The organism is Salinimicrobium maris, from assembly GCF_049680855.1.
Taxonomy (GTDB): domain Bacteria; phylum Bacteroidota; class Bacteroidia; order Flavobacteriales; family Flavobacteriaceae; genus Salinimicrobium.
Genome location: NZ_JBMPGS010000001.1, coordinates 736,911 through 761,244, shown reverse-complemented (window position 1 = coordinate 761,244; position 24,334 = coordinate 736,911). Strand labels below are relative to the sequence as shown.

The following is a 24,334-nucleotide window of genomic DNA, read 5'->3' as shown; positions in this document are numbered from 1 at the left end:
CAGAGGAAAAAATTTTAAAACTCAAATTTTCAATAAGAAATGGATTCTTGAGGCTGTATAACACAATAAATATTATGAGAATAACAGTAAAAGCCCTACCTGTACACGATGTACTTAAAGATATTGCAAAGCAATGGAATGTTTCAATAAAGGAAGACAGCGGCGAACTTTCAATAGCACTGCCAAAAGATCTTGGAGAAGGGTATATTCGTTGTACTAATTTTGAATCGGGCATTGGGGTGATTGAATATAATTGTACGTTTTCAGAAGATTATCAATTCCTTTTTTCCATTAATGAAACCCATCCTTTAAAGTTCATTTTTTGTTCTGAAGGTACTGCCGATCATTGTTTTGAGGAAGAAGATACCCAGCACAAAATTGACACCTATCAAAATGTCATTGTTTCCAGCAGTGGGAATAACGGGCATCTCCTTTCTTTTACCGCAAATCAAAAAGCCCATATAACCAGTATAGAAATCGTAAGATCTACTTTTAGCCGGCGCAACAATCACCATTTTCATGGTCTCGAACCTACTTTAAAAGCACTTTTTGAAGATTCTGTAGCCGAAAAACTTTTTTTTTATCAGGGGAATTACAGCCTGAAGGCCGCCGATATTGTAGATGATATTTCTAATAAAAAGTATCATGGTTTTGTGAGATCAATTCATTTAGAAAGTAAGCTTCTGGATATGCTGGTTCTTCAAATCAATCAATACCACGATGACCAACGGGAGGACAATCAACCTCAAATTCTGCGACGTTTCGATGTAGACAAGGTAGAACGGGCGGCCAATCACATCAACGACAACCTGCAGGAGAATTATTCTGTAGAGGAGCTGGCCAAGGAAGTGGGCACTAACGTAAATAAACTACAGCAGGGATTTAGATATATGTATGACCTTACTGTAAACAAATACAACCAGCAAGTAAAGCTGGAAAAGGCACGTGACCTTTTGGAAACTTCAAATCATAACATTTCTGAAATTGTTAATATGATAGGATTCTCCAACCGCAGTTACTTCTCCAAAATCTTCAAAGAAAAGTATGGCGTGAGCCCAAAGTATTTCCTGCAGTCTTATAAAGAAGCTGGTGGAGAAGACGGAGAAAATTAATACTGCGCTATTTAGGACTCGGCAGAATAGTCATTTCCATTAAAAATAAGGAAAGGCTGCTCACATGTGGACAGCCTTTCCTCATAAAAAACTTAAAAATCACTCAAGTCAATCCATTACTTCCAGGTAAATGGTTCCCTGTCTTCATTATTGACTCCAGCCTCTACTTGCTGATGAACCAGCACACCGTCTTGACCCTTTAAATGGGAACAGCTTCCGAAGTAATTTCCATCATTTTCATCAAAGTCAAATTTCGTTTTGTCCAAACTCCACATTCTGCGGAACAAAGTCACTTCAGCAGGTTTTATACTATAAAATGAAGTTCAGGAAATAATTTCTCCTGGATAAAATTGCCAAAAATGGCATTTCAAGACCAAAAACTGACGAGGGTCATATTTAAAAACGATTCGGTTGAAATCTTGAGCTACGAGCTTCTTTTTTGGGCACTCCAAAAATTTCTAAAACTATCAAAACCTGACTGAGGTCATTCTTTCGGCCGCATTCCTGCCGCATCTTTGTACTGTATTTAAAAACAAACATTATGAGAACCTCAAAACAATTTTTGCTCGTATTAGGAAGCTTTTTGATGATGGTAATTTCAATCCAGACGGCATTTGCTCAAAATTTCAATATCAATAGAACTGCTTCAGAATTAAAGATAGAAGGAACATCAAATATTCACGATTGGGAAATAGAAGCAGAGGAATTTCAGGGAAACATTAATGTGGAAATCCAAGACGGGCAATTGGTAAAAGTGAACGAACTGAATTTTGCAGTGGTTGCCGAAAGCTTGAAAAGCGGTAAAAGAGGAATGGATAAGAACACTTACAAAGCTTTAAAGACAGATGATAACCAGAGGATCACTTTCCAGTTAAGTAAGATAAATGATATCGATTGTACCACAAATAACAAATGTAAAGTTTCCACCAGTGGTTACCTCACCATTGCAGGAACAAAGAAGCCGGTAGACATCATTTTTGACGCTACTGTAAACCAGGACAAAATCGTATTAAGCGGAAACAAAAACATCAATATGACCCATTTTAATGTAGAGCCCCCAACAGCAATGTTTGGAACTATCACTACAGGAGATGAGGTAAAAATCAATTTCAAAACAACATTTTCTAGGTAAAAAAACAATCAATCGTAAAAATTTAAAAATCAAAAAAATGAAAAATCTAATCAAATATTCAGGTGTTGCTTTAATATTGGCCATGGGCTTTCAGGCACAGGCACAAGATGTAGACGTTCTTATCGTCGAAGAGAATGAACAAACTACCCTTTGGGACAGATCTTTACCTAACTTCAGATATCCAGATCAACGCGGCGTTAACACTTTTGAACCAACCAAAGACATCGTATATGGGGAATTTGAAGGCGTACAGGTGAGACTTGGAGGTGCATTTGCGCTTCAATTCCAGGGACTCGATCAGGAAAACGCATCCAGCGCACCCGAGCTCTACGAACTGGGAAGTGATTTTAACCTTGCGACTGCCAACATGACTTTTGATGTTTTACTGGCAAAAGGTATTAGAGTTCACCTCAACACCTACCTTTCTTCACAACACCACCCAGAAGCTTATGTAAAAGGTGGATACCTTCAGGTAGATAATCTTGATTTCATTAGCAAAGGTTTGGCTTCAGGATTAATGGAGCATTTAAGGATCAAATTTGGTCACATGGAAAACAACTATGGTGATGCCCACTTTAGAAGATCTGATAACGCCATGGCCCTTTACAACCCATTTGTAGGTAACTACCTAATGGATAGCTTTACTACCGAAGTAGGCGGTGAATTGTACTACTTCAATAATGGATGGTTAGGTATGGTTGGATTCACCAACGGTAAATTAAATCAAACTACTGTAGGGGAAGGACACACCAGCCCATCATTGCTTGCAAAATTAGGATACGACAAGCAAATCTCTAATGATTTTAGATTTAGATTGACAGGATCTATGTTCCACAGTGCACACAACAATGGTAGAGGTATCTATCTTTACAGTGGAGACCGTGCCGGTTCAAGATATTACAACGTAATGAGCGGACCTGATGGTGGAGACAGCTTTAGAGCTGGTAGAATTAACCCGGGACTTGCAAACGAAATGACTGCTTTCATGATCAACCCTTTCATCAAAGTTGGCGGTCTTGAGTTCTTTGGAATCTATGAAAATGCTACAGGGAAAACCATCGCTGAAAGCGATGACAGAACCTGGAATCAATATGCAGGAGAACTTATCTACCGCTTTGGAAACACAGAAAACTTCTACCTAGGCGGGCGATATAACGCAGTAAATGGTGAACTTATTACAGGGGAAGATGTTTCTGTAAACCGTTTCAACCTTGGTGGAGGATGGTTTATGACTAAGAACATCCTTACAAAAGTGGAATATGTGAACCAGGATTACAACGATTACCCCACAGGAGATTACCACCAGGATGGAAACTTCAACGGCTTCAATATTGAAGCAGTGATAAGCTTCTAAGAAGAACTGTTTGAATTAGCCAGGAGAACGGGGGAATCAAACATTCTCCCGTTTTTCATTATCTATAGATATTTAAATTTGCCATAAATGAAAAATGTTCTGCTTCTTGTGTTATTGTTCTTTAGTGCATTCACAAATGCACAGAACAGCTTTCAAAATAAAACTATTGCCGTTCTCCCTTCCAGTAAGCTTACCATTAAAGGAGACACCAATATCAAAGCCTTTGATTGTGATTTTGACATGCAGTATCTTCAAAAGGAAAACAACATAAAGTATATTATCGATGAGCCCAGGCATGTACGCTTCAAAAATGCCATTCTAACCTTAAATACTAATGGTTTTGACTGCGGAAGCCGTGCGATCAACAAAGATTTTCACAAACTTATCCAGTCAGAAAAGTATCCACAAATCCTAATCGAGTTACTTGAAATACGTCAACAAAAAACCGGAACTGCCAATGCAGTTGTCATTATTACCATAGCAGGAACAAGGAAAGAGCATACTTTTCCCGTAAAATTCAGCAATGGAGACAATGGAGATATTTTGAACATTGAAGGAACCCTGCTGTTAGATATAAAAGACTTTAAGCTGGAACCACCCAGAAAATTATTTGGGATGATCGTAGTAAAAGATGAGATTGAAATTTTGTTCGATCTTCAAGTAAAAATCTAGAAAAGGAGGAAAAATGAAGTTCGTATCAGCCATAGAAGCCGTTTGAAATGTAATTTTTAGCAGGTGTATGGTCGCCGGAAATATTTGCGAGGTACAAATTCTCTAAATCACGCCTGAATTTCCCTAAATGTGCCTTGAACGTAGGATGACAACATTCATACAAGCTAAATTGATGCAGCCGTAGAAGTTCAGAACTCTAATTTCCATTGCTCATCCCAACCATAGGGAAGAACTCGAAAAAGCCGCTTTTGAAGGCTTTTATTGATCCTGAAAGAAAATAAAGTTTCCGCTGCTCCTTTCCACAGAAAATGAAGCCGGAGCTTTAGAAATCTTATGATAATCTGTAATTTTATAGGTGATCAAAAATTGTACACTATGAAAAGCAACTTTAATGAAATCATCAACGGAGATAAACCTGTTCTAATCGATTTTTTTGCCGACTGGTGCGGGCCGTGTAAAGCACTTGCGCCAATCCTTAAAGACGCAAAAGCTGAATTAGGGGAAGACGTGAAGATCGTGAAAATTGATGTTGATAAGAATCAACCCCTCGCCAACAAATACCAGGTGCGTGGTGTGCCAACCCTTATTCTTTTTAAGAACGGGCAACAACTTTGGAGACAATCTGGCGTGGTACAAAAATCTGAGCTCGTTCAACTGGTAAGATCCCATCAGTAAATACCCAATCTAACCGGAACACTGAATCTTGAGAATATTGGGTTTCTTAAAAAGCATGTGCATAAGTTAGAAGGAGGATATTCTTTTAAGGTGGAGATCTTACCCCGCCAGCAAATTGCCGATTTTATAGGGCTAAGGGTAGAAACCCTAATAAGGGCCACAAAGTCTCTCGAGAAAAAGGGAGAATTAAAGATCAAGCAACGCAAGGTCTACCGGTAGGACACATTTTACTGACCCTCAATAACATAAAACACAAAATCCTTCTCAAAAATGGCCTTTTTCATGACTTAGATCATATTTATTCCTTTGCTTTCCCTGTAATTTTACCCCTGAATTTAAAAAGCAAATGTCATGAAACTTTACAAGGTATTATATGAAGATTTTGAGAACTTATTTGTGGGATATGCCGCTTTAGCGATCATCCTCTCCAGTTGTGTGGGAGCTGCAGCAGCCATGTTAATTCTTATGAACGGTCACGACATGGTTCAAATGACGCAGCTGCTAATCGTGGTAGGAGTTTGTATGTGGTACATGGCATCTGTACTTGCGCAAATGAAACCTAAATTCGTCTTCAATTCACTTATAGTTAGCCTTGTGGTAAGCACAATTCTTATTTTTGTAAACGTAATGATGAGATACGTATAAAAAAGTACTGAATGAAACAGGATATACAGAACAGGGAGGATGTTTTCCTCCTTGTTTCTACTTTTTACGTCAGGGTGAAAAAGAACGAAGAGATTGGATATTTCTTCAATGAGATCATCGAAAACTGGGCAGAACACCTGGAGAAATTAACCGATTTCTGGGAGACGAACCTCTTTATGGTAAGTAAGTTTAGAGGAAATCTCATGCGCGCCCATAAAGACGTAGACAAAAAATTTAACCATACTGTTGAACAGAAACATTTTGGGGAATGGCTAAATCTCTGGTTTGCGACCATAGACGATTTGTTTGAAGGAGAAAGAGCAAATATTGCAAAAAACCGGGCCTGGAATATGGCCGGAAATCTTTTTATGAACATGTATCAAAGCCGTCCTCAATTTTAGCTCACAAAAATATTGCGGTACTGCAGCTTAAAAAATGATCCTCATCAGGTTGGATTGAAACTAATGATCCAAAAATGGCATTTTTGGGACCTATTCTAAAAGCACATTTTTTTCGGTGAGATATTTCCAGTATCTCTTCGGAAGATGTTGTACATGAAGCTTTGAATTTGCACGACTTTTAATATTTACACTTTCAAAATACTCTTTCCACAGCACCTGGAAATCATTTTCGGCCTCAGCAAAATATTCTGAAGAACCACCAGAGATATTAATGGAAGGATCGAGGTCAAGCGCAATAAAATCCACCTTTGATAGATCGTAAAACAGCCCAAACCTGCGTTTGAGATCATAGATAATCCAGCGTTGATCTGCATACCTATTTTTAAAATGGTTTTTAATGATTGGGAGCACGTTAAAATCGGGCTCAATAGCAGCGAAATAAATTTCATCTTTCGTAAGCCTGAATCTTACAAAAGCTTCCATACGGTGCTTTTCACGCCCCACTTTCTTGGCCGTCTGGGTCACTTTTATAACAGCGGGATGTGAATAATCAAGATCTACCGGGCCAGTTTCAGAAAAGATATACCTTATCATCAAAAAAAGGTCATTTTCAATCCCTTTTAATTCACTGAGAAAAGCCCATTTTAGACGCTTTAAAGTGATTGCAGAAGTTTTCTTTTGCAGCGATTTCCAAACCCGCTTAGCTTTTGAAGCCTCGGTGATGACTTCCTGCGGACTGTTAAACAGTCCGGCGGAAACATTTCCTTCCGCAGAAATATCGAGCAGCTCCAGTTTCTCTTCGTAAGCGGTAAAAACGCAACAGAGAAAGCCTTCAAAAGTTCCGTCATAGGTTAAAACTGCCTGTCTCATTCTAAAAAAGGCTTAGTTGAGGACTTAAGGTATTTCTGAACTTGGACACAGAATTTTTCAGAATAATCTGTTTAAGATTTTCGCTGGAATATTCTTTCAGTTCATTTTCCCCGGAATTGCATGTGAGGAAATATTTCGCCCGGTTGGAAGCAATTCCAATTCTCTTCAAATGATCCCAGGTTAACTTCCGGAATTTGCGCGCCTGCAGAATCTTGTTGACAGATTTCAAACCAATCCCCGGAACGCGCATCAGTAATTGTTTATCTACTGTGTTTACATCAACGGGAAATAAATGACGGCTTCTAAGTGCCCAGCTTAATTTGGGATCAATATCTAGCTCTAAATTAAGAAAGTCGTTGTTGAGAATTTCGCGCACATCAAAACCATAAAAACGCAGCAGCCAGTCAGTTTGATACAACCTGTTTTCCCGAAGCACCGGAACCGCACTGTCAAGAGAGGGAAGCCGTGGATCCCTGGCCACCGGCACATACCCGGAGTAATACACCCGCCTCATGTCATATTTTTTATAGAAAAAGTTGGCCGAATACATGATATCACGATCACTTTCCCCCGAAGCGCCTACTATCATTTGGGTGCTTTGCCCGGCGGGAGCGTATGTTGGCGTACTTTTAATAAGTCTGCTTTCCTGCTTATATTGAATGATCTCATTTTTTACCTTTTCCATAGGCTTTATGAAATCCTCATGGTTCTTATCTGGTGCCAGCATTTTCAATCCTGATTTTGTCGGAATTTCTATGTTGACACTTAACCTGTCGGCATAAAGTCCTGCTTCCCGCATCAATTCATCACTCGCACCGGGAATAGATTTTAAATGAATATAACCATTGAAGTTTTCCTCCAGCCGAAGTTTCTTCGCCACCTGAATTAATCGCTCCATAGTATAATCGGCATCCTTAAATATTCCAGAACTCAGGAAAAGTCCTTCAATGTAATTGCGGCGATAAAAGTTAATAGTAAGATCTACTACTTCCTGCACTTTAAAAGCAGCGCGTTTGATGTCATTGCTTTTACGGGTTACGCAGTAGGCACAATCAAAAATGCAGTGATTTGTAAGAAGGATCTTCAGCAGGGAAACACATCTTCCATCTTCGGTATATGAATGACAAATCCCCATACCCGAAGAATCACCCAAACCATTATTTGTGTTCTTTCTCTGGCTTCCACTAGAGGAACAGGAGACATCATATTTAGCGGCATCGGCAAGAATGCTGAGCTTCTCTTTGATACGATCAAAATTCATTTATGGATTTTTTCCCAAATTTAGGAATTTATCCTTTATAAAATACACTTATAAAAATTTAACAGGATTCAAAGAGAATGCTTTCTCATCTTTAATCATCTTCGATATGTTAATACAGGATAGAATAGAAACCAAAAAGAGGACGGTTTTATATTAAAGATTTCATAATCGATTAGAAGTCTTGTTAATTATTTACTAATCAATATCCCCTTAGATTTTTATTAACAACTCTTCCAGTAATTTAGCTTCAGAATCTTAAAAATAATAACCTATGACTACATTTCAACCCTCTGTAATTCTTGATGAAGTGAATACGCTTGTATCTAACAGTTGTAATGCTACAGGCATGGGTTCCTCCTTTCAATCTCTTCATAAGGGAATTGTAAAACTTTATTTCCAGGCCAAAGCAGTGGAAATAGATTATGAAAATCACATAATCACAGCTGAAATTCCGGTTTCATTAAACGAATATACCACAGTCTCCTTTGAATGTAAGGACCTGGAACAATTCTTAAAATCCTGTATAAAGAAAGATAAAAGAAGTCTCATGTTCTATCAGAACGTGCTCGCTTATTACAGTCTGCAGGAAGTAGCGTGATACTTTTTCGGTTCTGAAGAGTTCATCCTGAAAATCTCCATTTTTAAGTTCGAAAAGGAATTGACGGGAATAAAAAAAGCGGAAGACAAATCTTCCGCTTCATTTCGTTAATTAATGGGAATATTAGAATTTATAGCCTACTCCTACCATTAAAGTATTTATTCCACTGTCTAGATCTAAACCATATTGTTCTGCATAGTCTATTGATTCACTACTGTATCGGTTTGTAAGTTCTATTGCATATCTCGCTTCAAGAAAAAAGTTCTCTGTTATTTGATATCCTGCTCCAAAAGCAGCATCCAACCCAAAAGCTTTCGTAACCGGATTATCTTCTAAAACAATTGTTCCCTGAGGCCCAGCTTGAAAATAGAAACCAGAATTCTGAATATAATATTGTACAAGCACGGGAATAGATAAGAAGTTACTGTCTTCAGCATTAAAATAATTCACAGAAGGTTGAAGGTGCCAGTTTTCAGTAAATTTAAAATCAGTTAAAAATCCGACATAATAACCCGAGGCATTTTCAGAAAGTTGAGTTCCCTCTGCCGTAGCCTCAATTTCAACATTTGTATATCCCGCCTGAATACCAAAATCAACATTTTGAGCATATGAACTTGCTCCTATAAAAAAGGAAAAAATGAAAAAGAATTTTTTAAACATTTTAAGATGGTTTAGAAGTTATTTCCTGCAAATCTAATTTTTTATAAGAAGCAATTCACGCTCGAACAAAGATTTTCCTACATAAATCAAAGACACACAAAAAAATACTGTCCACAACATTTAGGAATGACCTAGAAAACACCATAAAACAAAAAATCCCAAACTTTCGTTCAGGATCTTTTCATTTCAGTTGGCCTACTAGGGCTCGAACCTAGACTCTTCTGGACCAAAACCAGACGTGTTGCCAGTTACACCATAGGCCATTGCTGTAATGCGGATGCAAATTTAAAACAAAGTTTCTCTTCTACAAATATTTTTTAAAAATAATTTTCAGAAGTTTCGATTTTTATGCTTGAGCCTCCTCTACACCCTTCAAAAACGGCATTTTTCACCATTAATTTTTTAACCAATTTGGAAGAAAAGAAAAGGAATAATGAATCAAGTTGTATTTAGGGGCCCTTTCAGAAACATTCTTTTAAAAAATATTTGCTTTTAAATTTCGTTATCCATTCAATCCTATAAATATTCTTAAATTCGCCACTGTTTTCAATATCAACTCTTATGACAGATTTTAACTTTGCCAAATGGAATAAAATTCTTGGTTGGCTGGTTTTTCTTATTGCTCTTATCACTTACTGGTTGACAGTAGAACCCACGGTAAGTTTTTGGGATGCCGGTGAATATATAGCAACATCTTCCAAGCTAGAAGTGGGCCACCCGCCGGGTGCACCGCTTTATCAAATGATGGGAGCTTTCTTTTCCACCTTTGCGAGTGATCCAAGCCAGGTTGCGCTCATGGTAAATTTAATGTCTGTCTTTGCCAGTGCCTTCACTATACTTTTTATGTTCTGGTCTATTGTGCTGCTGGTTCAAAAAATATCCGGTCCTGCAAAGGTGATTTCCAATGGGAAGAAAATGGCTGTTTTGGGAAGTGCTCTTGTAGGTTCACTTGCCTTCACTTTTACAGACAGTTTCTGGTTTAACGCCGTCGAAGCCGAAGTGTACGCCATGGCCACGCTACTCATGTCCACCCTTTTCTATCTCGCGCTGCTTTGGGAACGAGATATGTTCGAGCCGCGTGGAAATCGCTGGGTAATCCTGATTTCCTTCATTACAGGGCTTTCATTTGGGGTTCATTTTATGGGACTTCTCACCATCCCGGCAATAGGTTTCCTTTACTTTTTTAAAAATTATTCAAAAATTACTATTAAGAACTTTATCGTTGCCAACCTCGTGGTTGTCGCGGTGCTTATGTTCATATTTAAGCTATTGCTACCTTACACGCTTAGCTTCTTTTCTACGGCAGAACTTTTCTTCGTTAATTCCCTCGGAATGCCTTTTAACAGCGGAACCATCATCGCCGGACTTGCCGTAATCGCAGCGTTTTACTTCGGAATAAAGTACACCCGAAAGAAACATTACTACCAGCTTAACACCTTGTTGCTGTGCATTATGTTCATCCTTATAGGTTTCTCCAGCTGGATGATGCTACCCATTCGTGCGAATGCAAACACCGTGATCAATGAAAATAATCCTAACAATGCACGGGAACTTTTAGCATATTACAACCGGGAACAATACCCGGAGACCCATTTATTCTTTGGGCCTCAATTCACAGAAATCTATAGCGGACTTGATGAAGACAATCCTTACCTGGATGATAAACCCAAGTACGAAAAGGACGAAGAAGCAGGAAAATATGTCATTGTCAACAATTATAAAAATGCCAAGCAAAATACAGATGATGCGCATAAAGCCATACTGCCGCGCATGTGGAGTACTGAGCGTGCCGCAAACTATTTAGATTTTACGGGTCCGTTGGATTTCACCATAAAGCCCGAATACCAGCAGGAGGAACAGCTACTGCAAGCGGTAAATGAATTTAAAAGGAATTACAACAGCGGCAATATTGATAATCAGCAATACAACAATTTCCTGAAGCAGTTCCGCGAGTACATTATTGTTGAAAAGCCGTCTTTTGCCTCTAATTTAAATTACCTTTTTAAGTACCAGATGGGCTATATGTACTGGCGCTATTTTATGTGGAATTTCGCCGGAAGACAGGATGACATCCAGGGAAAATATACCGACCAAAATGGTAACTGGCTTAGTGGAATAGATTTTATAGACGAGGCAAGATTAGGCTCGCAAGACAATTTACCGACTGATATTGAAAATAATAAAGCGAGAAATACGTATTACTTCCTTCCGCTTATTTTAGGATTGATTGGATTAATTTTTCAGTTCAATCGAGACAAAAAGAACTTCTGGGTTTTACTGGTATTCTTCCTGTTCACAGGAATTGCACTCAAAATCTACCTCAACGAAAGACCCTTTGAACCTCGCGAGAGAGATTATGCCCTAGTCGGTTCGTTTTACGTGTTTGCCATTTGGATAGGTTTTGGTGCCTATGCGCTGTTTGACATGCTAAAAGATTACCTGAAGCCGAAAATCGCAGCACCCGTGGTGATCGCGGTAAGCCTTTTGGCTGTTCCTACGGTCTTAGCGACAGAAAATTGGGATGACCACGACCGCTCCGGCAAATATACCGCCCTTGCAATGGCAAAAATGTACCTGGATTCAGTAGATGAAAATGCCATTATTTTTACCATTGGGGATAATGATACCTTTGCCTTGTGGTATGCACAGCAAATTGAAGGTTACCGAACTGATGTAAGAGTGGTAAATACCAGCCTTTTCGCTACCGACTGGTACATTGACCAAATGAAGCGGAAAGCCTGGGAAAGCGATCCTATTCCAAGTCAGCTTGAGCACCACCAGTACAGCTACGGGACAAATGATGCGGTTTGGCACCAGCCTTTAACCAAAGATACTATGCAGTTGAAGAGCTGGATCAACTGGATTGCCAGCGATGATCCAAGGACACAGGCCGAACTAATGAGCGAACAAACTGTTAACACTTTCCCTACCAAAAACATCAGGATTCCTGTCAACAAGGAAAATGTGCTTGAATATGGGATTGTAAAACCAGAAAATTCAGATGAGATTGTAGATCATATCAACATTCAAATTGATGGTGAGATCATCTACAAGAATCGTTTACTAATGCTGGACATCATAGCAAACAACGACTGGAAACGACCTATATATTTTACCGGCGGAAGTTTTGGCGATGATGATTACCTGTGGATGAAAGATTACCTCCAGCTGGATGGCGTTGCGTTTAAACTGGTACCAATAAGAACACCCGTGGATGCTCGAAATCCTTTTGACATGGGTCGCATTGATTCTGAAAAAATGTATGATATTGTGATGAACTGGTACTGGGGAAATTCCGGTGATCCTGACATTTATCACGATACCGAAACACGCAAAAATGCCATTACCTACAGAAGCAATCTGGCGCGTCTTGCAAACCAGTTGATCGAAGAAGAAAAATTAGACAAAGCCGAGGATATTCTCGACCTCGCTATGGAAAAAATGCCAGTGGAATACTTTGGATATTACACACTACTTGAACCTTACATTGGAGGATACTATGAAGTTGGCGCCAATACAAAAGCATGGGAACTATGGGAGCAGGTGGTTCAAAAGTACCAGGAGAACCTGGCCTACTACAGTACACTTGATCTTGAAAGGCAGTACGCCCTGGGGAATGAGATCGTATCAGATATTGAGCGATATCGCAGCCTGGTAGATCTTTTAATTATTCATCAGGATGAAGAGATCGTTCAGGAGAAAGCAGATGAATTTAATGATTACCTCCTGTTGTTCAGGCATTTTTATGGAGACGAGCCTGCCGTGAATGAAGGAAGCATGGAGAATGGTCTGGAAAAGAAATTCATTCAGGAACAAACAATAGATACTGTTTTACAGGAATAAGTTTTAAACATTAGTAAAACAGCTCCGGAAATTCCGGAGCTGTTTTTTTTTAATATATTTCCTACTTTTAAGTATCCAAAAAATGGGCAAAATGAATAAAGCAACAAAAGCATTTCTCTATTACTTTTTAATCTTTTTTGCAGTATTTCAACTTCTGTGGTGGTCAATTTATTTGTTGTTCCCCAGCTTAGAAGGAATATATAGAGCAGTAATTTCAGGAGCACTGACTGCTGTGTTAGTTCCGCAGTTCAAAAAGACTGAAGCACGAAATGGTCAAAAAATAGAAGTAAACTGGTTGTTTCTGAAAAAGCCGTTCTTCATCAATTAATCTTCAGGTCCTGAATTTTCGGCATTCCCACTTCATTAAAAAGATCTCATGATCACCAGGATTCCCGGTTTTATCCGAATTCTTTTCCCCAGGAGGTTCTGGAAAGTTGCCACGAAAAAAAAAGTGCTTTATCTCACTTTTGATGATGGCCCTGTCCCCGAAATTACTCCGTGGGTGCTTGAACAGCTAAAAAAATACCAGGCGAAGGCTACGTTCTTCTGTATTGGTGACAACATCAGGAAGCATCCTAATATTTTTCAGCAAATAATTTCTGAAGATCATCGTATTGGAAATCATACGCACAATCATTTGAACGGCTGGAAAACTTCAACAAACTACTATGTCAAAAATGTGCTTTTAGGAGAGGATTTCATTTCTGAAAAACGAGAACAGGAAGCTCCCCGATTATTTCGCCCGCCTTACGGCCGACTCACCAGAAAACAGTCAAAAATACTTCAGAAAAAAAATTTTAAGATCGTGATGTGGGATGTTTTGACTAAGGACTACGATCGTTCCTTAAGTGCCGAAAAATGCCTGAAAAACACCATCAAACATTCTCGTCCAGGGAGCATCATCGTATTCCATGACAGCATAAAGGCATCTGGGAACCTGAAGATTGTTTTACCCAAAGTGCTGGCGCATTTCAGCACGCAGGGTTATCGTTTTGAAAAGCTTTAAAGAGATCAAATATATTCCTGCATGAGGCCGATGAGCGTATTGGCATCCTGTTCGCCACTTTGCCTCCACTTCATTTCGCCTTCTTTGTAGATCATAAGCGTGGGAAGGCCCTTAACACGAAGGGCTTCGGCAAGTTCAGAGTTTTTATCAACATCAATTTTTATGACTTTTGCTTTATCTCCAAGAGCTGCCGCTACATCCTTCAAAACAGGATGCATGGCGATAGACGCATCATTCCATTCGGTATAGAAATCCAGTAAAACGGGAATGCGCAGGTCAATTAATTCACCAAATTTTGACATAGTCCGCGTTGATTATTTGCTTAGCATTTGCACAGAAAAAAACGTTCTTCTGCAACCTCTAAATCAAATATAGTGAATTTGCCGAATTACGCCGGCTTAGGACCTTTTCTTAGTTCAATAACAGATACTTCGGGCCAAATACCCACTCTTCCCGGGTAAGCAAGATATCCAAAGCCACGGTTCACATTGATGTAACGGCCAAATTCCTCGTAAATGCCCGCCCAGTTTTCATACCGGTACTGCACCGGACTCCATTTGAACCAGCCGGGAATTTCAATTCCAAACTGCATTCCATGGGTATGGCCGCTTAGGGTAAGGTGATAGTGCTTAGGGTCATTCTTAATTTTTTGCTGCCAGTAAGAAGGGTCATGAGAAAGAAGCACCTTAAAATCTTTATCATCAACTGCGGCTGCAGCAAGATCAAGATCCCCTGCCTGCTTGAAGCCACCCACTCCCCAGTTCTCTACTCCCACCAACGCAATTCGATCATTTTCTCGTTCCAAAAAAGCGTGTTCGTTAAGCATAAGATTCCAGCCCATTTCTGCGTGCACTTTTTTAAGTGCTTCCAGATTTGCCTTTTTTGCCTCTGGAGATTCCCAATTTACATAGTCGCCGTAATCATGATTCCCAAGCACAGAATAAACACCGTCTTCAGCTTCAATTTTCCCAAAAACTTCTTTCCAGGAATCCATTTCTGAAGCTTTATTATTCACAAGATCACCGGTAAAGAGAACGACATCGCTTTTTTGTTCATTCAAAAGGTCGATCCCATATTTGATTTTTTCAGGATTATCAAAACTCCCGCTATGTATATCGCTAATCTGAGCAATTCTGTACCCGTCAAAAGCTTTCGGCAAATCGTCAAAATAGAGCGTATATTTCAGTACTCTAAAGTTATACCTCCCCTGTACCATTCCGTATAAAAGTGAAGCAAAAGGTATGGCTGCAATTCCCAGCGCCAGCTGACTAATAAATTTTCTTCGTGAAGGAATTGCATCTTCCGAAGCATTATATGAGAAAAGCTTTCTCGCGCCACCAATAATGAGCCGCACGATATCTTCTCCAAAGAGTAGGAAAAAGAAAATAAGTTTAGGCACGAACAGCGCAAGAAAAAAGCCTACAGAGTAACTTCTTGCTCCGGCCCAGCCTTCTTTTTCCGGCACCATATTGAACTGGTAAAGCATAAAAGCCAAGGCGCCAAGGGAAAGTAAAAGGTAGATGTAATAAATCCAGTTATGCCTGCTAACCGTTTTAAAGGCCTGGAAAGCATAAATATCCAGCACCACGTAAATGATCACTAAAATAATCCAACGCATGTTTTCTATAAAATTAAAGGCCGAAGATAATTCATTTGCAGCCCTGTCTGATTTTTCTTTAAGTTTAATTCCAAAAATAAGTCGTAACAAACATTATTCCTTTCAATGCTTTTTTAACTTTACAGCCTAGACTGGCTCACCTAATTTTTTTTTATAACCAGAGCACATGAAAAGACGAAACTTTATCAAGAATACAACCCTTTCTGGGGTGGGGATTATGGCTATTCCTCCCCTTACAGGTTTCCAACTCTACAATCCTGATTTTATGCAAGAAAATTTTCCGTTGACCATCGCCACCTGGAACTTTCCAAACGCGAGTCTTCGTGCCGGTGAAATGTTAGAAAATGGAGCTACCGCACTTGATGCCGTAGAACAAGGCGTGATGATTGAAGAAGCCAATCTTAAAAACACTACTGTAGGTAAGGGTGGCGCACCAGATCGTGAAGGAAATGTCACTTTAGATGCCTGCATTATGTCGCCAAATGGCAATGCCGGTTCTGTGGTTTACCTTAAAAATAACACCCATGCAGTTTCTGTGGCGCGCAAGGTGATGGAAGAAACCCCACATGTTATGCTGGCAGGAGAGGGAGCCGATCAATTTGCACGGGAACATGGTTTTGAAAAAGAGAACCTCTTAACCCCTTCTTCCGAAGAAGCTTATAAAGAGTGGCTGAAAAAAAAGGAATATAAACCCATAATTAATATAGAAAACCACGACACGATTGGCATGTTGTGCATTGACAAAAATGGTGATTTGGCAGGTGCCTGCACCACTTCGGGCTTGTCCTATAAAATGAATGGCCGCGTGGGAGACTCTCCCATAATAGGTTCGGGATTATTTCTTGACAATGAAGTTGGAGGTGCCGTGGCCACGGGTATGGGCGAGGCGATCTTGAAAAACGTGAGCAGCTTTCTGGTCGTGGAATTAATGCGACAAGGCAAATCCCCTCAGGAAGCTTGCGAAACAGCCATTAAACGAATTATCGCCAATAGCCCAAATTATAAAGACTTCCAGGCGGCAATCATTGCCGTGAACAAAAAGGGGGAAGTTGGCTCCTATTGCATCCAGAAAGGTTTTTCATACATGAAATACCAGAACAATGAAAACACGAACATCAGCAGTAAATATTACATATAAATTCAAATGAACCAGAAAAAATCCTACCGTACCGCATTTATCTTTGTAACCATCCTTTTCTTCTTATGGGGTTTACTCACCGTTTTAGTAGATTCACTCATTCCGAGGCTTCGGGAAGTATTCACGCTTACCTACTTCCAGGCAGGAATGGTACAGTTCGCATTTTTTGGTGCTTATTTCCTGCTATCCATTCCTGCAGGTTATATCCTCTCGAAAATAGGATATAAGAAAGGAATTATTTTAGGGCTTTTCACCATGGCCGCGGGTTGCCTTTTATTCTGGCCTGCCGCCTCCTACAGGATCTTCGGAATTTTCATGCTGGGATATTTTATACTTGCAGGGGGAATTACCATTTTACAGGTAGCTGCGAATCCTTACGTAACGATCCTGGGTTCAGAAGAAACTGCCTCCAGCCGACTCAACCTTTCCCAGGCATTTAATTCCCTCGGAACTGCGATAGCACCGTTGCTGGGTGCGCTTTTCATTTTGAGCGATAAAGTAATGACTTCGGAAGAGATCGCTTTCATGACAGAAGCAGAACAAAGAGCATATTATGTTTCTGAAGCTTCTGCTGTCCAAATCCCATTTCTCGGGATTGCACTTTTTATCATTTTGATTGCAATGGTATTCATGTTTGTAAAACTTCCTACGGTGACAGATAAAGAAGCTTCCAACAACTACGGGGAAGTTCTGAAAAATAAAAATCTCGTTTTGGGTGCAATCGGACTCTTCTTTTACGTGGGAGCCGAAGTGGCGCTGGGAAGTTATATGGTAAACTACTTCCTAAGCCTTGATCTTGCCGCGACTATAAGGGAAACAGGATTTATGCGTACAATAGCCGGGTGGCTGCTCAATACAGGAGTTTCAGTCTCTACAGATATGGCCCTGGTGGGAGTATTCGTGACCTTTTACTGGACAGGAGCCATGATTGGAAGATTTATCGGTTCTTATCTCACTAAAATTATTAATCCGGCGAAAGTCCTTAGCTTTTTCGCTGTGTGTGCCATCGGTTTGATCGTTATTTCCAATTTATCCACCGGCTTAATTGCTATGTGGACGATCTTAGCTGTAGGTCTATTCAATTCGATTATGTTTCCAACGATTTTCAGTCTGGCACTGGACGGATTGGGCGATAACAAACCGCAGGGATCGGGAATTTTATGTACAATGATCGTAGGTGGCGCTATTATTCCACCGGCTTTTGGTTTTCTTACAGACAGCTTTAATTTCAACATCGCGCTTATTCTAGTAATGGGTTGTTATGCCTATATCCTCTTTTACGGGTACAGGCATAAGAAAACTGAAGTAAGTATCTAAAAATGCCATTTTTGAAACCTTTTTCAGAAGAAAAAAATGCAAAACATTTTTGATTAAAAACTTTGTAGCTTTATATTTTATACCAAACAATTACCCATGGCAGAACAAAAACGATTATTCCTTCTGGATGCTTACGCATTAATTTTCCGCGGATATTACGCCTTTATTAAAAACCCGCGAATAAATTCAAAAGGGCTGGATACTTCTGCCATTATGGGTTTTACTAATTCTCTTTTTGATGTCATTCGGCGGGAAAAACCAGATCATCTTGCCGTTTGTTTTGACAAAGAAGGAAGTGAAGCGAGAACAGAAATGTTTGAAGCTTACAAAGCGCATCGAGATGCGACGCCAGAACCTATTTTACAGGCAATCCCATATATCCAGAAGATTTTGGAGGCCATGCACATTCCGGTGGTGGTTTTGCCGGGCTGCGAAGCAGATGATATTATAGGAACCCTTGCAAAACAAGCTGAAAAAGAGGGTTACAAGGTTTTTATGGTCACTCCCGATAAAGATTTTGCGCAACTCGTGTCAGAAAACATTTTTATGTACCGCCCGGCAAGAATGGGTAACGGTATAGAGATTTGGGGGATTCCCGAAGTACAGAAGAAATTTGAAGTAGAGCGCCCAGAGCAGGTCATCGATTTCCTGGGAATGATGGGCGATGCCGTAGATAATATCCCGGGATTACCCGGCGTGGGAGAAAAAACCGCAAAAAAATTCCTGAAGCAGTTTGGCAGCATGGAAGCTTTGCTGGCAAATACAGACCAGCTTAAGGGAAAAATGAGGGAAAAAGTAGAAGCCAATGCAGAACTGGGTTTACTTTCAAAAAAACTGGCGGCTATCATGACAGATTGCAGCGTTACTTTTAACGCTGAAGATTATGAACTTTCAATGCCAGACGGAGAAAAAGTTCAGGAAATATTTGAAGAACTGGAATTCCGAAGATTAAAAGAGCAATTCTTAAAATTATTTTCGGGTGAAGAACAGGCCGGGCCGGCACCTACTGCTTATCCAAAAAAGGAAACCGGGGAAACTCCAACGGCAGGAGCCGGACAATTCTCCCTTTTTGGCGGGGAAGCCAAAGAAGGTGTAGAAGCTACCAGCGGCCGCAAAACCATAAAAGATGTGCCGCACGTTTACCAAAGCCTTTCCAGCGGGATGGCGATGGAGCTTTTCTTCAAGAACCTAATGAACCAGAAATGCGTATGCTTCGATATCATTTCTAACAGCAACAATCCTATTACCGCTGAGATTATTGGGATCTCCTTCTCCTGGGAATTAGGAAAAGGTTTCTATCTTCCGGTGCCTGAAGATGCTTCGGAAGCACAAGAGATAATGGAGGACGTAAAGCCCTTTTTTGAATCTTCAGAAATTGAAAAAGTAAGTCAGAATCTAAAGAGCGATATCAAAGTTCTGGCAAAATATGATGTGCAGGTAAACGCGCCGTTGTTCGACACGATGATTGCGCATTACCTTATCAATCCCGACATGCGTCATAGCCTTGATGTACTTTCGGAAACTTACCTCAATTACACGCCGGTTTTTGCAGAAGAAGTGCTGGGAAAAGGAAAGAACCAAAAATCTATGCGCAGCCTTCCGGTAATGGAACAGGCCGAATTTGGTGTGGAAGATGCCGATGTGATTCTGCAGCTAAAACAACATTTTTCGCCGGAACTAAAAGAGGCAAAGACAGAGAAACTGTTCAATGAAATTGAAATTCCGCTATTGCGGGTTCTGGCAGATATGGAACTGGAAGGAATAAAGCTGGATGTAGATTTCCTGAAGAGCCTTTCCGAAGAACTTAATAATGATATTGCCGCCCTGGAGATCGAGATATACAAAACCGCCGGCGAAGAATTCAATATAGGCTCTCCAAAACAGCTTGGAATCATCCTTTTTGAGAAACTTAAACTTGTAGATAAGCCGAAGAAAACGAAAACCGGCCAGTATACAACCAGTGAAGAAGTACTTTCCAACTTGGCACAGGACCATGAGATCGTGCGGCAGGTACTCGATTACCGCGGACTCGTAAAACTGAAAAATACTTACATAGATGCGCTCCCGCTGCAGGTAGAGATAACAACCGGTCGCGTGCATACAGATTATATGCAAACCGTTGCCGCCACAGGAAGGCTGAGCTCCAACAATCCTAACCTGCAGAACATACCAATTCGTACAGAACGCGGGAGACAGGTCAGAAAAGCATTTGTACCCCGCAATGAGGATTACATATTAATGGCTGCAGATTATTCCCAGATCGAATTGAGGATCATCGCAGCACTCAGTCAGGAAGACACCATGATGGAAGCGTTCAAACAAGGACAGGATATTCACGCTTCTACTGCTGCAAATGTTTTCAACGTTCCTTTAGAGGAAGTTACACGAGAACAAAGGAGCAATGCAAAAACCGTCAACTTTGGAATTGTGTACGGAGTTTCGGCTTTTGGGCTGAGCAATCAAACGAATTTGTCACGATCTGAATCGAAAGATTTGATCGAAACCTATTATAAGACCTACCCCAAACTGCGGAACTACATTAGCGAACAGGTAGATTTCGCCAGGGAGAATGGATATGTACAGACAGTCCTGGGCCGTAGACGTTATTTAAAAGATATTAATTCGCAGAACGCGGTAGTACGTGGTGCTGCGGAAAGAAATGCCGTGAATGCACCCATTCAGGGAAGTGCGGCAGATATTATTAAACTGGCGATGATCAATATTCATAAAAAATTAAAAGAAGGAAATTATAAGTCAAAAATGCTGCTGCAGGTACATGATGAACTGGTGTTTGATGTTTACAAACCTGAGCTGGAAGAACTAAAACCCCTCATAAAATCTGAAATGGAAAACGCCTATAAAATGGAAGTGCCGTTAGATGTTGACCTGGGCGTGGGACAGAATTGGCTGGAGGCACATTAATTATTAAGGTTCAGCTTCAGCTTCTTTTTCTAAAAGCAAAAACCCTCCAAAAAATGACATTTTGAAGGGTTTTTTAGTAGGGGGCAAAAAAGTAGGGGGACAATTTATGCTTTGGGGGGCATTAAATTGGGGGCAAAAAATTTATTGTTTCTTATAAACCATTTCAATTTTCTTGATATCTGAAGCAACAGTATTCCCTGGATCATTGTTCACGTATACCGCCGAATCTGTTTCCTGTTCTGTGAGGGTAACTGTTAAATATTCGGCACCGTCTTCGCTGTACCGATAAATGGTTTTCACCTGAGTATACTCTATCCCATCCGCAGTAAAAGTTACCGAAAGATCATTCCCGCTTATTTCATAACCTGCCGTGTATAATCCCGTACCCTGACATTCAAATTTACCGGTTGTGTTATCAAAGAAAAGTCTTGCCTGGTTTGTATACACCGTTCCATTACTTCTAAAATCAAAGGACATGATGTTAAAGCATGTAGACTCTTCCATTAAATCAAAGGTGAAATTGCCATCCTTATTAAAATCTACAGCTACTGCAGGATGCTCCTCATAAGCTACTGAAGTCATCGAAACAATTTTCCATTCTCCTACAAGGTCATTTATACTCAGATCCTGAGAACTCATAGTAGCAGAACTAGCATTTAAAGCAGACATCTCCTCATTTACACCTTCGGCAGAACAGGCTGCAAGAAGTGCTACACCCAATCCGCCAAACAACAATCTTTGCAATAATTTTTTCATTTCAATTTTTCTTTTTCTTTCTTCATTTATTCGGGCACAAATGTAAGATCAGAAAATCTATTTTAATAATTTTTTAACAAAAAAATTGTCCTTAATCGGTGATTGTGTGTAGTTTATCGATTATTTAAGTTTCAATACAGAAACTAAAAATTAGGGTCAGGCGAGCAAACAAAGGAGTTTTCAGCCAAACAATATATAGAAATGAGTAATTTTTTGTTCTTTTTGAAGAATTTCAAAATACAAGCTTTTGCAAAAAACAAATCCTCCTGAAAATCAGAAACTTCAAACCCAATAAATTAATGAAAATGGCATTTGTAATATAAATTTATAATTGTACATTTGCACCCCTGTTTTATGCAGGGAATGGAATGTTTAATTATTAAGTAAATTTAATTAGTGTGGACACATTAAGCTACAAAACGGTTTCTGCCAACAAAGCCACTGTCAATAAGGAGTGGGTTGTTGTAGACGCTGAAGGACAAGCCCTTGGTCGCCTTTCATCTATAGTTGCAAAACTATTGAGAGGAAAGTACAAGGCTATTTTCACCCCACACGTTGATTGCGGAGATAACGTAATTGTTATCAATGCTGAAAAGATCAACTTAACAGGAAAGAAATGGGACTCTAAAGAGTACATTCGCCACACCGGCTATCCTGGGGGTCAAAAAAGTTTAACTGCATCGGAATTATTCGGAAAAGGTCCTGAGAGACTTATCGAAAAAGCAGTTAAAGGAATGCTTCCAAAGAACAAACTTGGCGCAGACCTATTCCGAAATTTAAGAGTTTTTCCAGGATCTGAGCATGATCTTGAGGCGCAAAAACCAAAAACTATTAACTTAAACGATCTTAAGTAATGGAAGTTATTCACAAAATTGGTCGTAGAAAAACGGCAGTTGCACGTGTTTATGTTTCTACAGGAACTGGAAACATCACTGTTAACAAAAAAGATGTTCAGGATTACTTCTCTACAGGTACACTTCAGTACAAAGTAAGACAACCCCTTAACCTTACCGGAAACGGTGAGAACTTTGATATCAAAGTAAACGTTTATGGTGGCGGAATTACAGGACAGGCTGAAGCTATTCGTCTTGCCCTTTCAAGAGCGATGGTAGAGTTGGATGCAGAGAACAGAGGTACTCTTAAACCTGAAGGTTTACTAACAAGAGACCCAAGAATGGTAGAACGTAAGAAATTCGGTCAGAAGAAAGCCCGTAAGAAATTCCAGTTCTCTAAACGTTAATATTTATTTGATGCTCAAAGCATCAAAAAGTTCATTTAAAAAAAGATTTTTGTTGTTATTCCGATGTCACACTGCGCTTGTCGAAGTGTCGGGAGTTAGTTTAGCATCTAAACAGACAAGGCCGGATATATTTAGGTATCGCCACTTGCCTGTTGCTATCTCAACAGAACGTAAACTATTACAAAAATGGCAAACAAAGTAGAAGTAAAAGAATTACTTGATGCAGGTGTACACTTTGGTCACCTCACAAGAAGATGGAATCCAAACATGGCGCCTTACATATATATGGAGCGCAACGGGATTCACATCATCAACCTATACAAGAGTGCTGCTAAAATGCAGGAAGCCGGAGACGCGCTTAGCAAAATCGCAGCCAGTGGTAGAAAAATACTCTTCGTAGCTACCAAGAAACAAGCAAAAGAAATCGTTGCTGAACAAGCCGAAAGAGCTAACATGCCTTTCATCACAGAAAGATGGCCTGGTGGTATGTTAACCAACTTCGTTACTATTCGTAAAGCTGTTAAGAAAATGGCTTCTATTGATAGAATGAAGAAAGACGGCACTTTCAATACGCTTTCTAAAAAAGAACGCTTACAAGTAGATCGTTTAAGAGCTAAGTTAGATAAAAACTTAGGTTCTATTGCAGACATGAGCCGTCTTCCAGGCGCCTTGTTCGTAGTAGATATTACTCGTGAACACATCGCGGTTAAAGAAGCTCAAAAATTAAACATTCCAATTTTTGCAATGGTTGACACCAATTCAGATCCAAGAGATGTGGATTATGTGATTCCTGCAAATGATGATGCTTCAAAATCAATTAGTAAAGTAATTTCTTATGTTGCTGATTCTATTGTAGAAGGTCTTTCTGAAAGAAAAGCCGGAAAAGATTCTAAAGAAGAAGCTGGTGAAGAGAAGCCTAAAAAAGCACCAAAAGCTAAAACTCCAAAGTTAGAAACTGAAGTACCTTCAACAGATCCTCAGGATAAAAAAGACATGAAGGAAGCTCAGGAAGACGTGAAATTAGAGTCTAAAAAAGAGACTTTGGCAAAAGCACGTTCTAACGACGAGGAAGAATAGAAATAATTCAGAGTTAATTTATTGAGTCGTTTAGTTT

Annotated in this window: 25 protein-coding genes and 1 tRNA gene; 18 read left to right on the top strand and 8 right to left on the bottom strand. The window is 39.8% G+C overall.

Annotated elements, in window-relative coordinates; all coding sequences use genetic code 11:
* Nucleotides 1-74: 74 nt before the first annotated feature.
* Nucleotides 75-1,112, top strand: a complete 1,038-nt coding sequence (locus ACOV1Q_RS03615) for a helix-turn-helix domain-containing protein (protein WP_424493070.1) — start codon at nucleotides 75-77, stop codon at nucleotides 1,110-1,112.
* A 116-nt stretch (nucleotides 1,113-1,228) separates the two neighbouring features.
* Here the strand turns inward: ACOV1Q_RS03615 and ACOV1Q_RS03610 are convergent, their stop codons facing one another.
* Nucleotides 1,229-1,378, bottom strand: a complete 150-nt coding sequence (locus ACOV1Q_RS03610) for a hypothetical protein (protein WP_424493069.1) — start codon at nucleotides 1,376-1,378, stop codon at nucleotides 1,229-1,231.
* A 275-nt stretch (nucleotides 1,379-1,653) separates the two neighbouring features.
* Here ACOV1Q_RS03610 and ACOV1Q_RS03605 point away from each other — a divergent pair, with 275 nt between their 5' ends.
* From ACOV1Q_RS03605 to ACOV1Q_RS03575, 7 genes are all read left to right on the top strand, one after another.
* Nucleotides 1,654-2,244: a YceI family protein gene (locus tag ACOV1Q_RS03605; RefSeq protein ID WP_424493068.1), complete on the top strand. Its 591-nt coding sequence runs from the start codon at nucleotides 1,654-1,656 to the stop codon at nucleotides 2,242-2,244.
* 37 nt (nucleotides 2,245-2,281) lie between these two features.
* Entirely contained in the window at nucleotides 2,282-3,598 is a 1,317-nt protein-coding gene (locus tag ACOV1Q_RS03600) for a hypothetical protein (RefSeq protein ID WP_424493067.1), read from the top strand.
* 87 nt (nucleotides 3,599-3,685) lie between these two features.
* The gene (locus ACOV1Q_RS03595) at nucleotides 3,686-4,270 is read left to right on the top strand and encodes a YceI family protein (RefSeq protein WP_424493066.1); all 585 of its coding nucleotides are present in this window, start codon (nucleotides 3,686-3,688) and stop codon (nucleotides 4,268-4,270) included.
* A gap of 375 nt (nucleotides 4,271-4,645) precedes the next feature.
* Complete coding sequence (gene trxA, locus ACOV1Q_RS03590; protein ID WP_424493065.1) at nucleotides 4,646-4,945, top strand: thioredoxin; 300 nt, start codon at nucleotides 4,646-4,648, stop codon at nucleotides 4,943-4,945.
* A gap of 57 nt (nucleotides 4,946-5,002) precedes the next feature.
* Nucleotides 5,003-5,164 carry a helix-turn-helix domain-containing protein gene (locus tag ACOV1Q_RS03585; protein WP_424493064.1) on the top strand — a complete coding sequence of 54 codons (162 nt, stop codon included), beginning with the start codon at nucleotides 5,003-5,005 and terminating at the stop codon, nucleotides 5,162-5,164.
* Nucleotides 5,165-5,296: 132 nt separating this feature from the next.
* On the top strand, nucleotides 5,297-5,590 hold the full coding sequence (locus ACOV1Q_RS03580; RefSeq protein WP_424493063.1) for a hypothetical protein: 294 nt from the start codon (nucleotides 5,297-5,299) through the stop codon (nucleotides 5,588-5,590).
* 11 nt (nucleotides 5,591-5,601) lie between these two features.
* Entirely contained in the window at nucleotides 5,602-5,991 is a 390-nt protein-coding gene (locus tag ACOV1Q_RS03575) for a group III truncated hemoglobin (protein WP_424493062.1), read from the top strand.
* Between the two features lie 90 nt (nucleotides 5,992-6,081).
* Here ACOV1Q_RS03575 and ACOV1Q_RS03570 read toward each other — a convergent pair whose 3' ends face one another.
* Both ACOV1Q_RS03570 and ACOV1Q_RS03565 read right to left on the bottom strand, forming a co-directional pair.
* Complete coding sequence (locus tag ACOV1Q_RS03570) at nucleotides 6,082-6,861, bottom strand: TIGR03915 family putative DNA repair protein (protein WP_424493061.1); 780 nt, start codon at nucleotides 6,859-6,861, stop codon at nucleotides 6,082-6,084.
* A gap of 1 nt (nucleotide 6,862) precedes the next feature.
* Nucleotides 6,863-8,122 (bottom strand): putative DNA modification/repair radical SAM protein, encoded by a 1,260-nt coding sequence (locus tag ACOV1Q_RS03565; protein WP_424493060.1) that lies wholly within the window; start codon nucleotides 8,120-8,122, stop codon nucleotides 6,863-6,865.
* 271 nt (nucleotides 8,123-8,393) lie between these two features.
* Between ACOV1Q_RS03565 and ACOV1Q_RS03560 the strand changes: the two genes are divergently transcribed.
* Entirely contained in the window at nucleotides 8,394-8,720 is a 327-nt protein-coding gene (locus tag ACOV1Q_RS03560) for a hypothetical protein (RefSeq protein WP_424493059.1), read from the top strand.
* Between the two features lie 123 nt (nucleotides 8,721-8,843).
* Here ACOV1Q_RS03560 and ACOV1Q_RS03555 read toward each other — a convergent pair whose 3' ends face one another.
* The gene (locus tag ACOV1Q_RS03555) at nucleotides 8,844-9,380 is read right to left on the bottom strand and encodes an outer membrane beta-barrel protein (protein ID WP_424493058.1); all 537 of its coding nucleotides are present in this window, start codon (nucleotides 9,378-9,380) and stop codon (nucleotides 8,844-8,846) included.
* 190 nt (nucleotides 9,381-9,570) lie between these two features.
* Nucleotides 9,571-9,643: transfer RNA gene (locus tag ACOV1Q_RS03550), tRNA-Gln, on the bottom strand.
* 298 nt (nucleotides 9,644-9,941) lie between these two features.
* Here ACOV1Q_RS03550 and ACOV1Q_RS03545 point away from each other — a divergent pair.
* From ACOV1Q_RS03545 to ACOV1Q_RS03535, 3 genes are all read left to right on the top strand, one after another.
* Complete coding sequence (locus tag ACOV1Q_RS03545) at nucleotides 9,942-13,223, top strand: glycosyltransferase family 117 protein (RefSeq protein WP_424493057.1); 3,282 nt, start codon at nucleotides 9,942-9,944, stop codon at nucleotides 13,221-13,223.
* Between the two features lie 91 nt (nucleotides 13,224-13,314).
* Nucleotides 13,315-13,551, top strand: coding sequence for a hypothetical protein (locus ACOV1Q_RS03540; RefSeq protein ID WP_424493056.1), 237 nt, complete (start codon nucleotides 13,315-13,317; stop codon nucleotides 13,549-13,551).
* Nucleotides 13,552-13,599: 48 nt separating this feature from the next.
* Nucleotides 13,600-14,229 carry a polysaccharide deacetylase family protein gene (locus tag ACOV1Q_RS03535; protein WP_424493055.1) on the top strand — a complete coding sequence of 210 codons (630 nt, stop codon included), beginning with the start codon at nucleotides 13,600-13,602 and terminating at the stop codon, nucleotides 14,227-14,229.
* A 5-nt stretch (nucleotides 14,230-14,234) separates the two neighbouring features.
* Here ACOV1Q_RS03535 and ACOV1Q_RS03530 read toward each other — a convergent pair whose 3' ends face one another.
* Together ACOV1Q_RS03530 and ACOV1Q_RS03525 are read right to left on the bottom strand one after the other, a co-directional pair.
* A complete protein-coding gene (locus ACOV1Q_RS03530) occupies nucleotides 14,235-14,531 on the bottom strand; it encodes a thioredoxin family protein (protein ID WP_424493054.1) in 297 nt (98 codons plus the stop codon).
* An 86-nt stretch (nucleotides 14,532-14,617) separates the two neighbouring features.
* Nucleotides 14,618-15,847, bottom strand: coding sequence for a metallophosphoesterase (locus tag ACOV1Q_RS03525; protein ID WP_424493391.1), 1,230 nt, complete (start codon nucleotides 15,845-15,847; stop codon nucleotides 14,618-14,620).
* A 166-nt stretch (nucleotides 15,848-16,013) separates the two neighbouring features.
* On the opposite strand from ACOV1Q_RS03525, the gene ACOV1Q_RS03520 reads away from it, so the two are divergent.
* The 3 genes from ACOV1Q_RS03520 to polA all read left to right on the top strand — a co-directional run bounded on the left by ACOV1Q_RS03520 (nucleotide 16,014) and on the right by polA (nucleotide 21,224).
* Entirely contained in the window at nucleotides 16,014-16,985 is a 972-nt protein-coding gene (locus tag ACOV1Q_RS03520) for an isoaspartyl peptidase/L-asparaginase family protein (protein ID WP_424493053.1), read from the top strand.
* 6 nt (nucleotides 16,986-16,991) lie between these two features.
* Nucleotides 16,992-18,302, top strand: a complete 1,311-nt coding sequence (locus ACOV1Q_RS03515; protein WP_424493052.1) for a sugar MFS transporter — start codon at nucleotides 16,992-16,994, stop codon at nucleotides 18,300-18,302.
* 96 nt (nucleotides 18,303-18,398) lie between these two features.
* On the top strand, nucleotides 18,399-21,224 hold the full coding sequence (gene polA, locus ACOV1Q_RS03510) for a DNA polymerase I (protein ID WP_424493051.1): 2,826 nt from the start codon (nucleotides 18,399-18,401) through the stop codon (nucleotides 21,222-21,224).
* A 141-nt stretch (nucleotides 21,225-21,365) separates the two neighbouring features.
* Here polA and ACOV1Q_RS03505 read toward each other — a convergent pair whose 3' ends face one another.
* On the bottom strand, nucleotides 21,366-21,980 hold the full coding sequence (locus ACOV1Q_RS03505) for a lipocalin-like domain-containing protein (RefSeq protein WP_424493050.1): 615 nt from the start codon (nucleotides 21,978-21,980) through the stop codon (nucleotides 21,366-21,368).
* Between the two features lie 398 nt (nucleotides 21,981-22,378).
* Here ACOV1Q_RS03505 and rplM point away from each other — a divergent pair, with 398 nt between their 5' ends.
* The 3 genes from rplM to rpsB all read left to right on the top strand — a co-directional run bounded on the left by rplM (nucleotide 22,379) and on the right by rpsB (nucleotide 24,297).
* Nucleotides 22,379-22,834, top strand: a complete 456-nt coding sequence (gene rplM, locus ACOV1Q_RS03500) for a 50S ribosomal protein L13 (RefSeq protein ID WP_424493049.1) — start codon at nucleotides 22,379-22,381, stop codon at nucleotides 22,832-22,834.
* Entirely contained in the window at nucleotides 22,834-23,220 is a 387-nt protein-coding gene (gene rpsI / locus ACOV1Q_RS03495) for a 30S ribosomal protein S9 (RefSeq protein ID WP_424493048.1), read from the top strand. Before rplM ends, rpsI begins: the two co-directional genes overlap by 1 nt.
* Before the next feature lie 186 nt (nucleotides 23,221-23,406).
* Nucleotides 23,407-24,297: a 30S ribosomal protein S2 gene (gene rpsB, locus ACOV1Q_RS03490; RefSeq protein ID WP_424493047.1), complete on the top strand. Its 891-nt coding sequence runs from the start codon at nucleotides 23,407-23,409 to the stop codon at nucleotides 24,295-24,297.
* The last annotated feature ends 37 nt before the right edge of the window (nucleotides 24,298-24,334 follow it).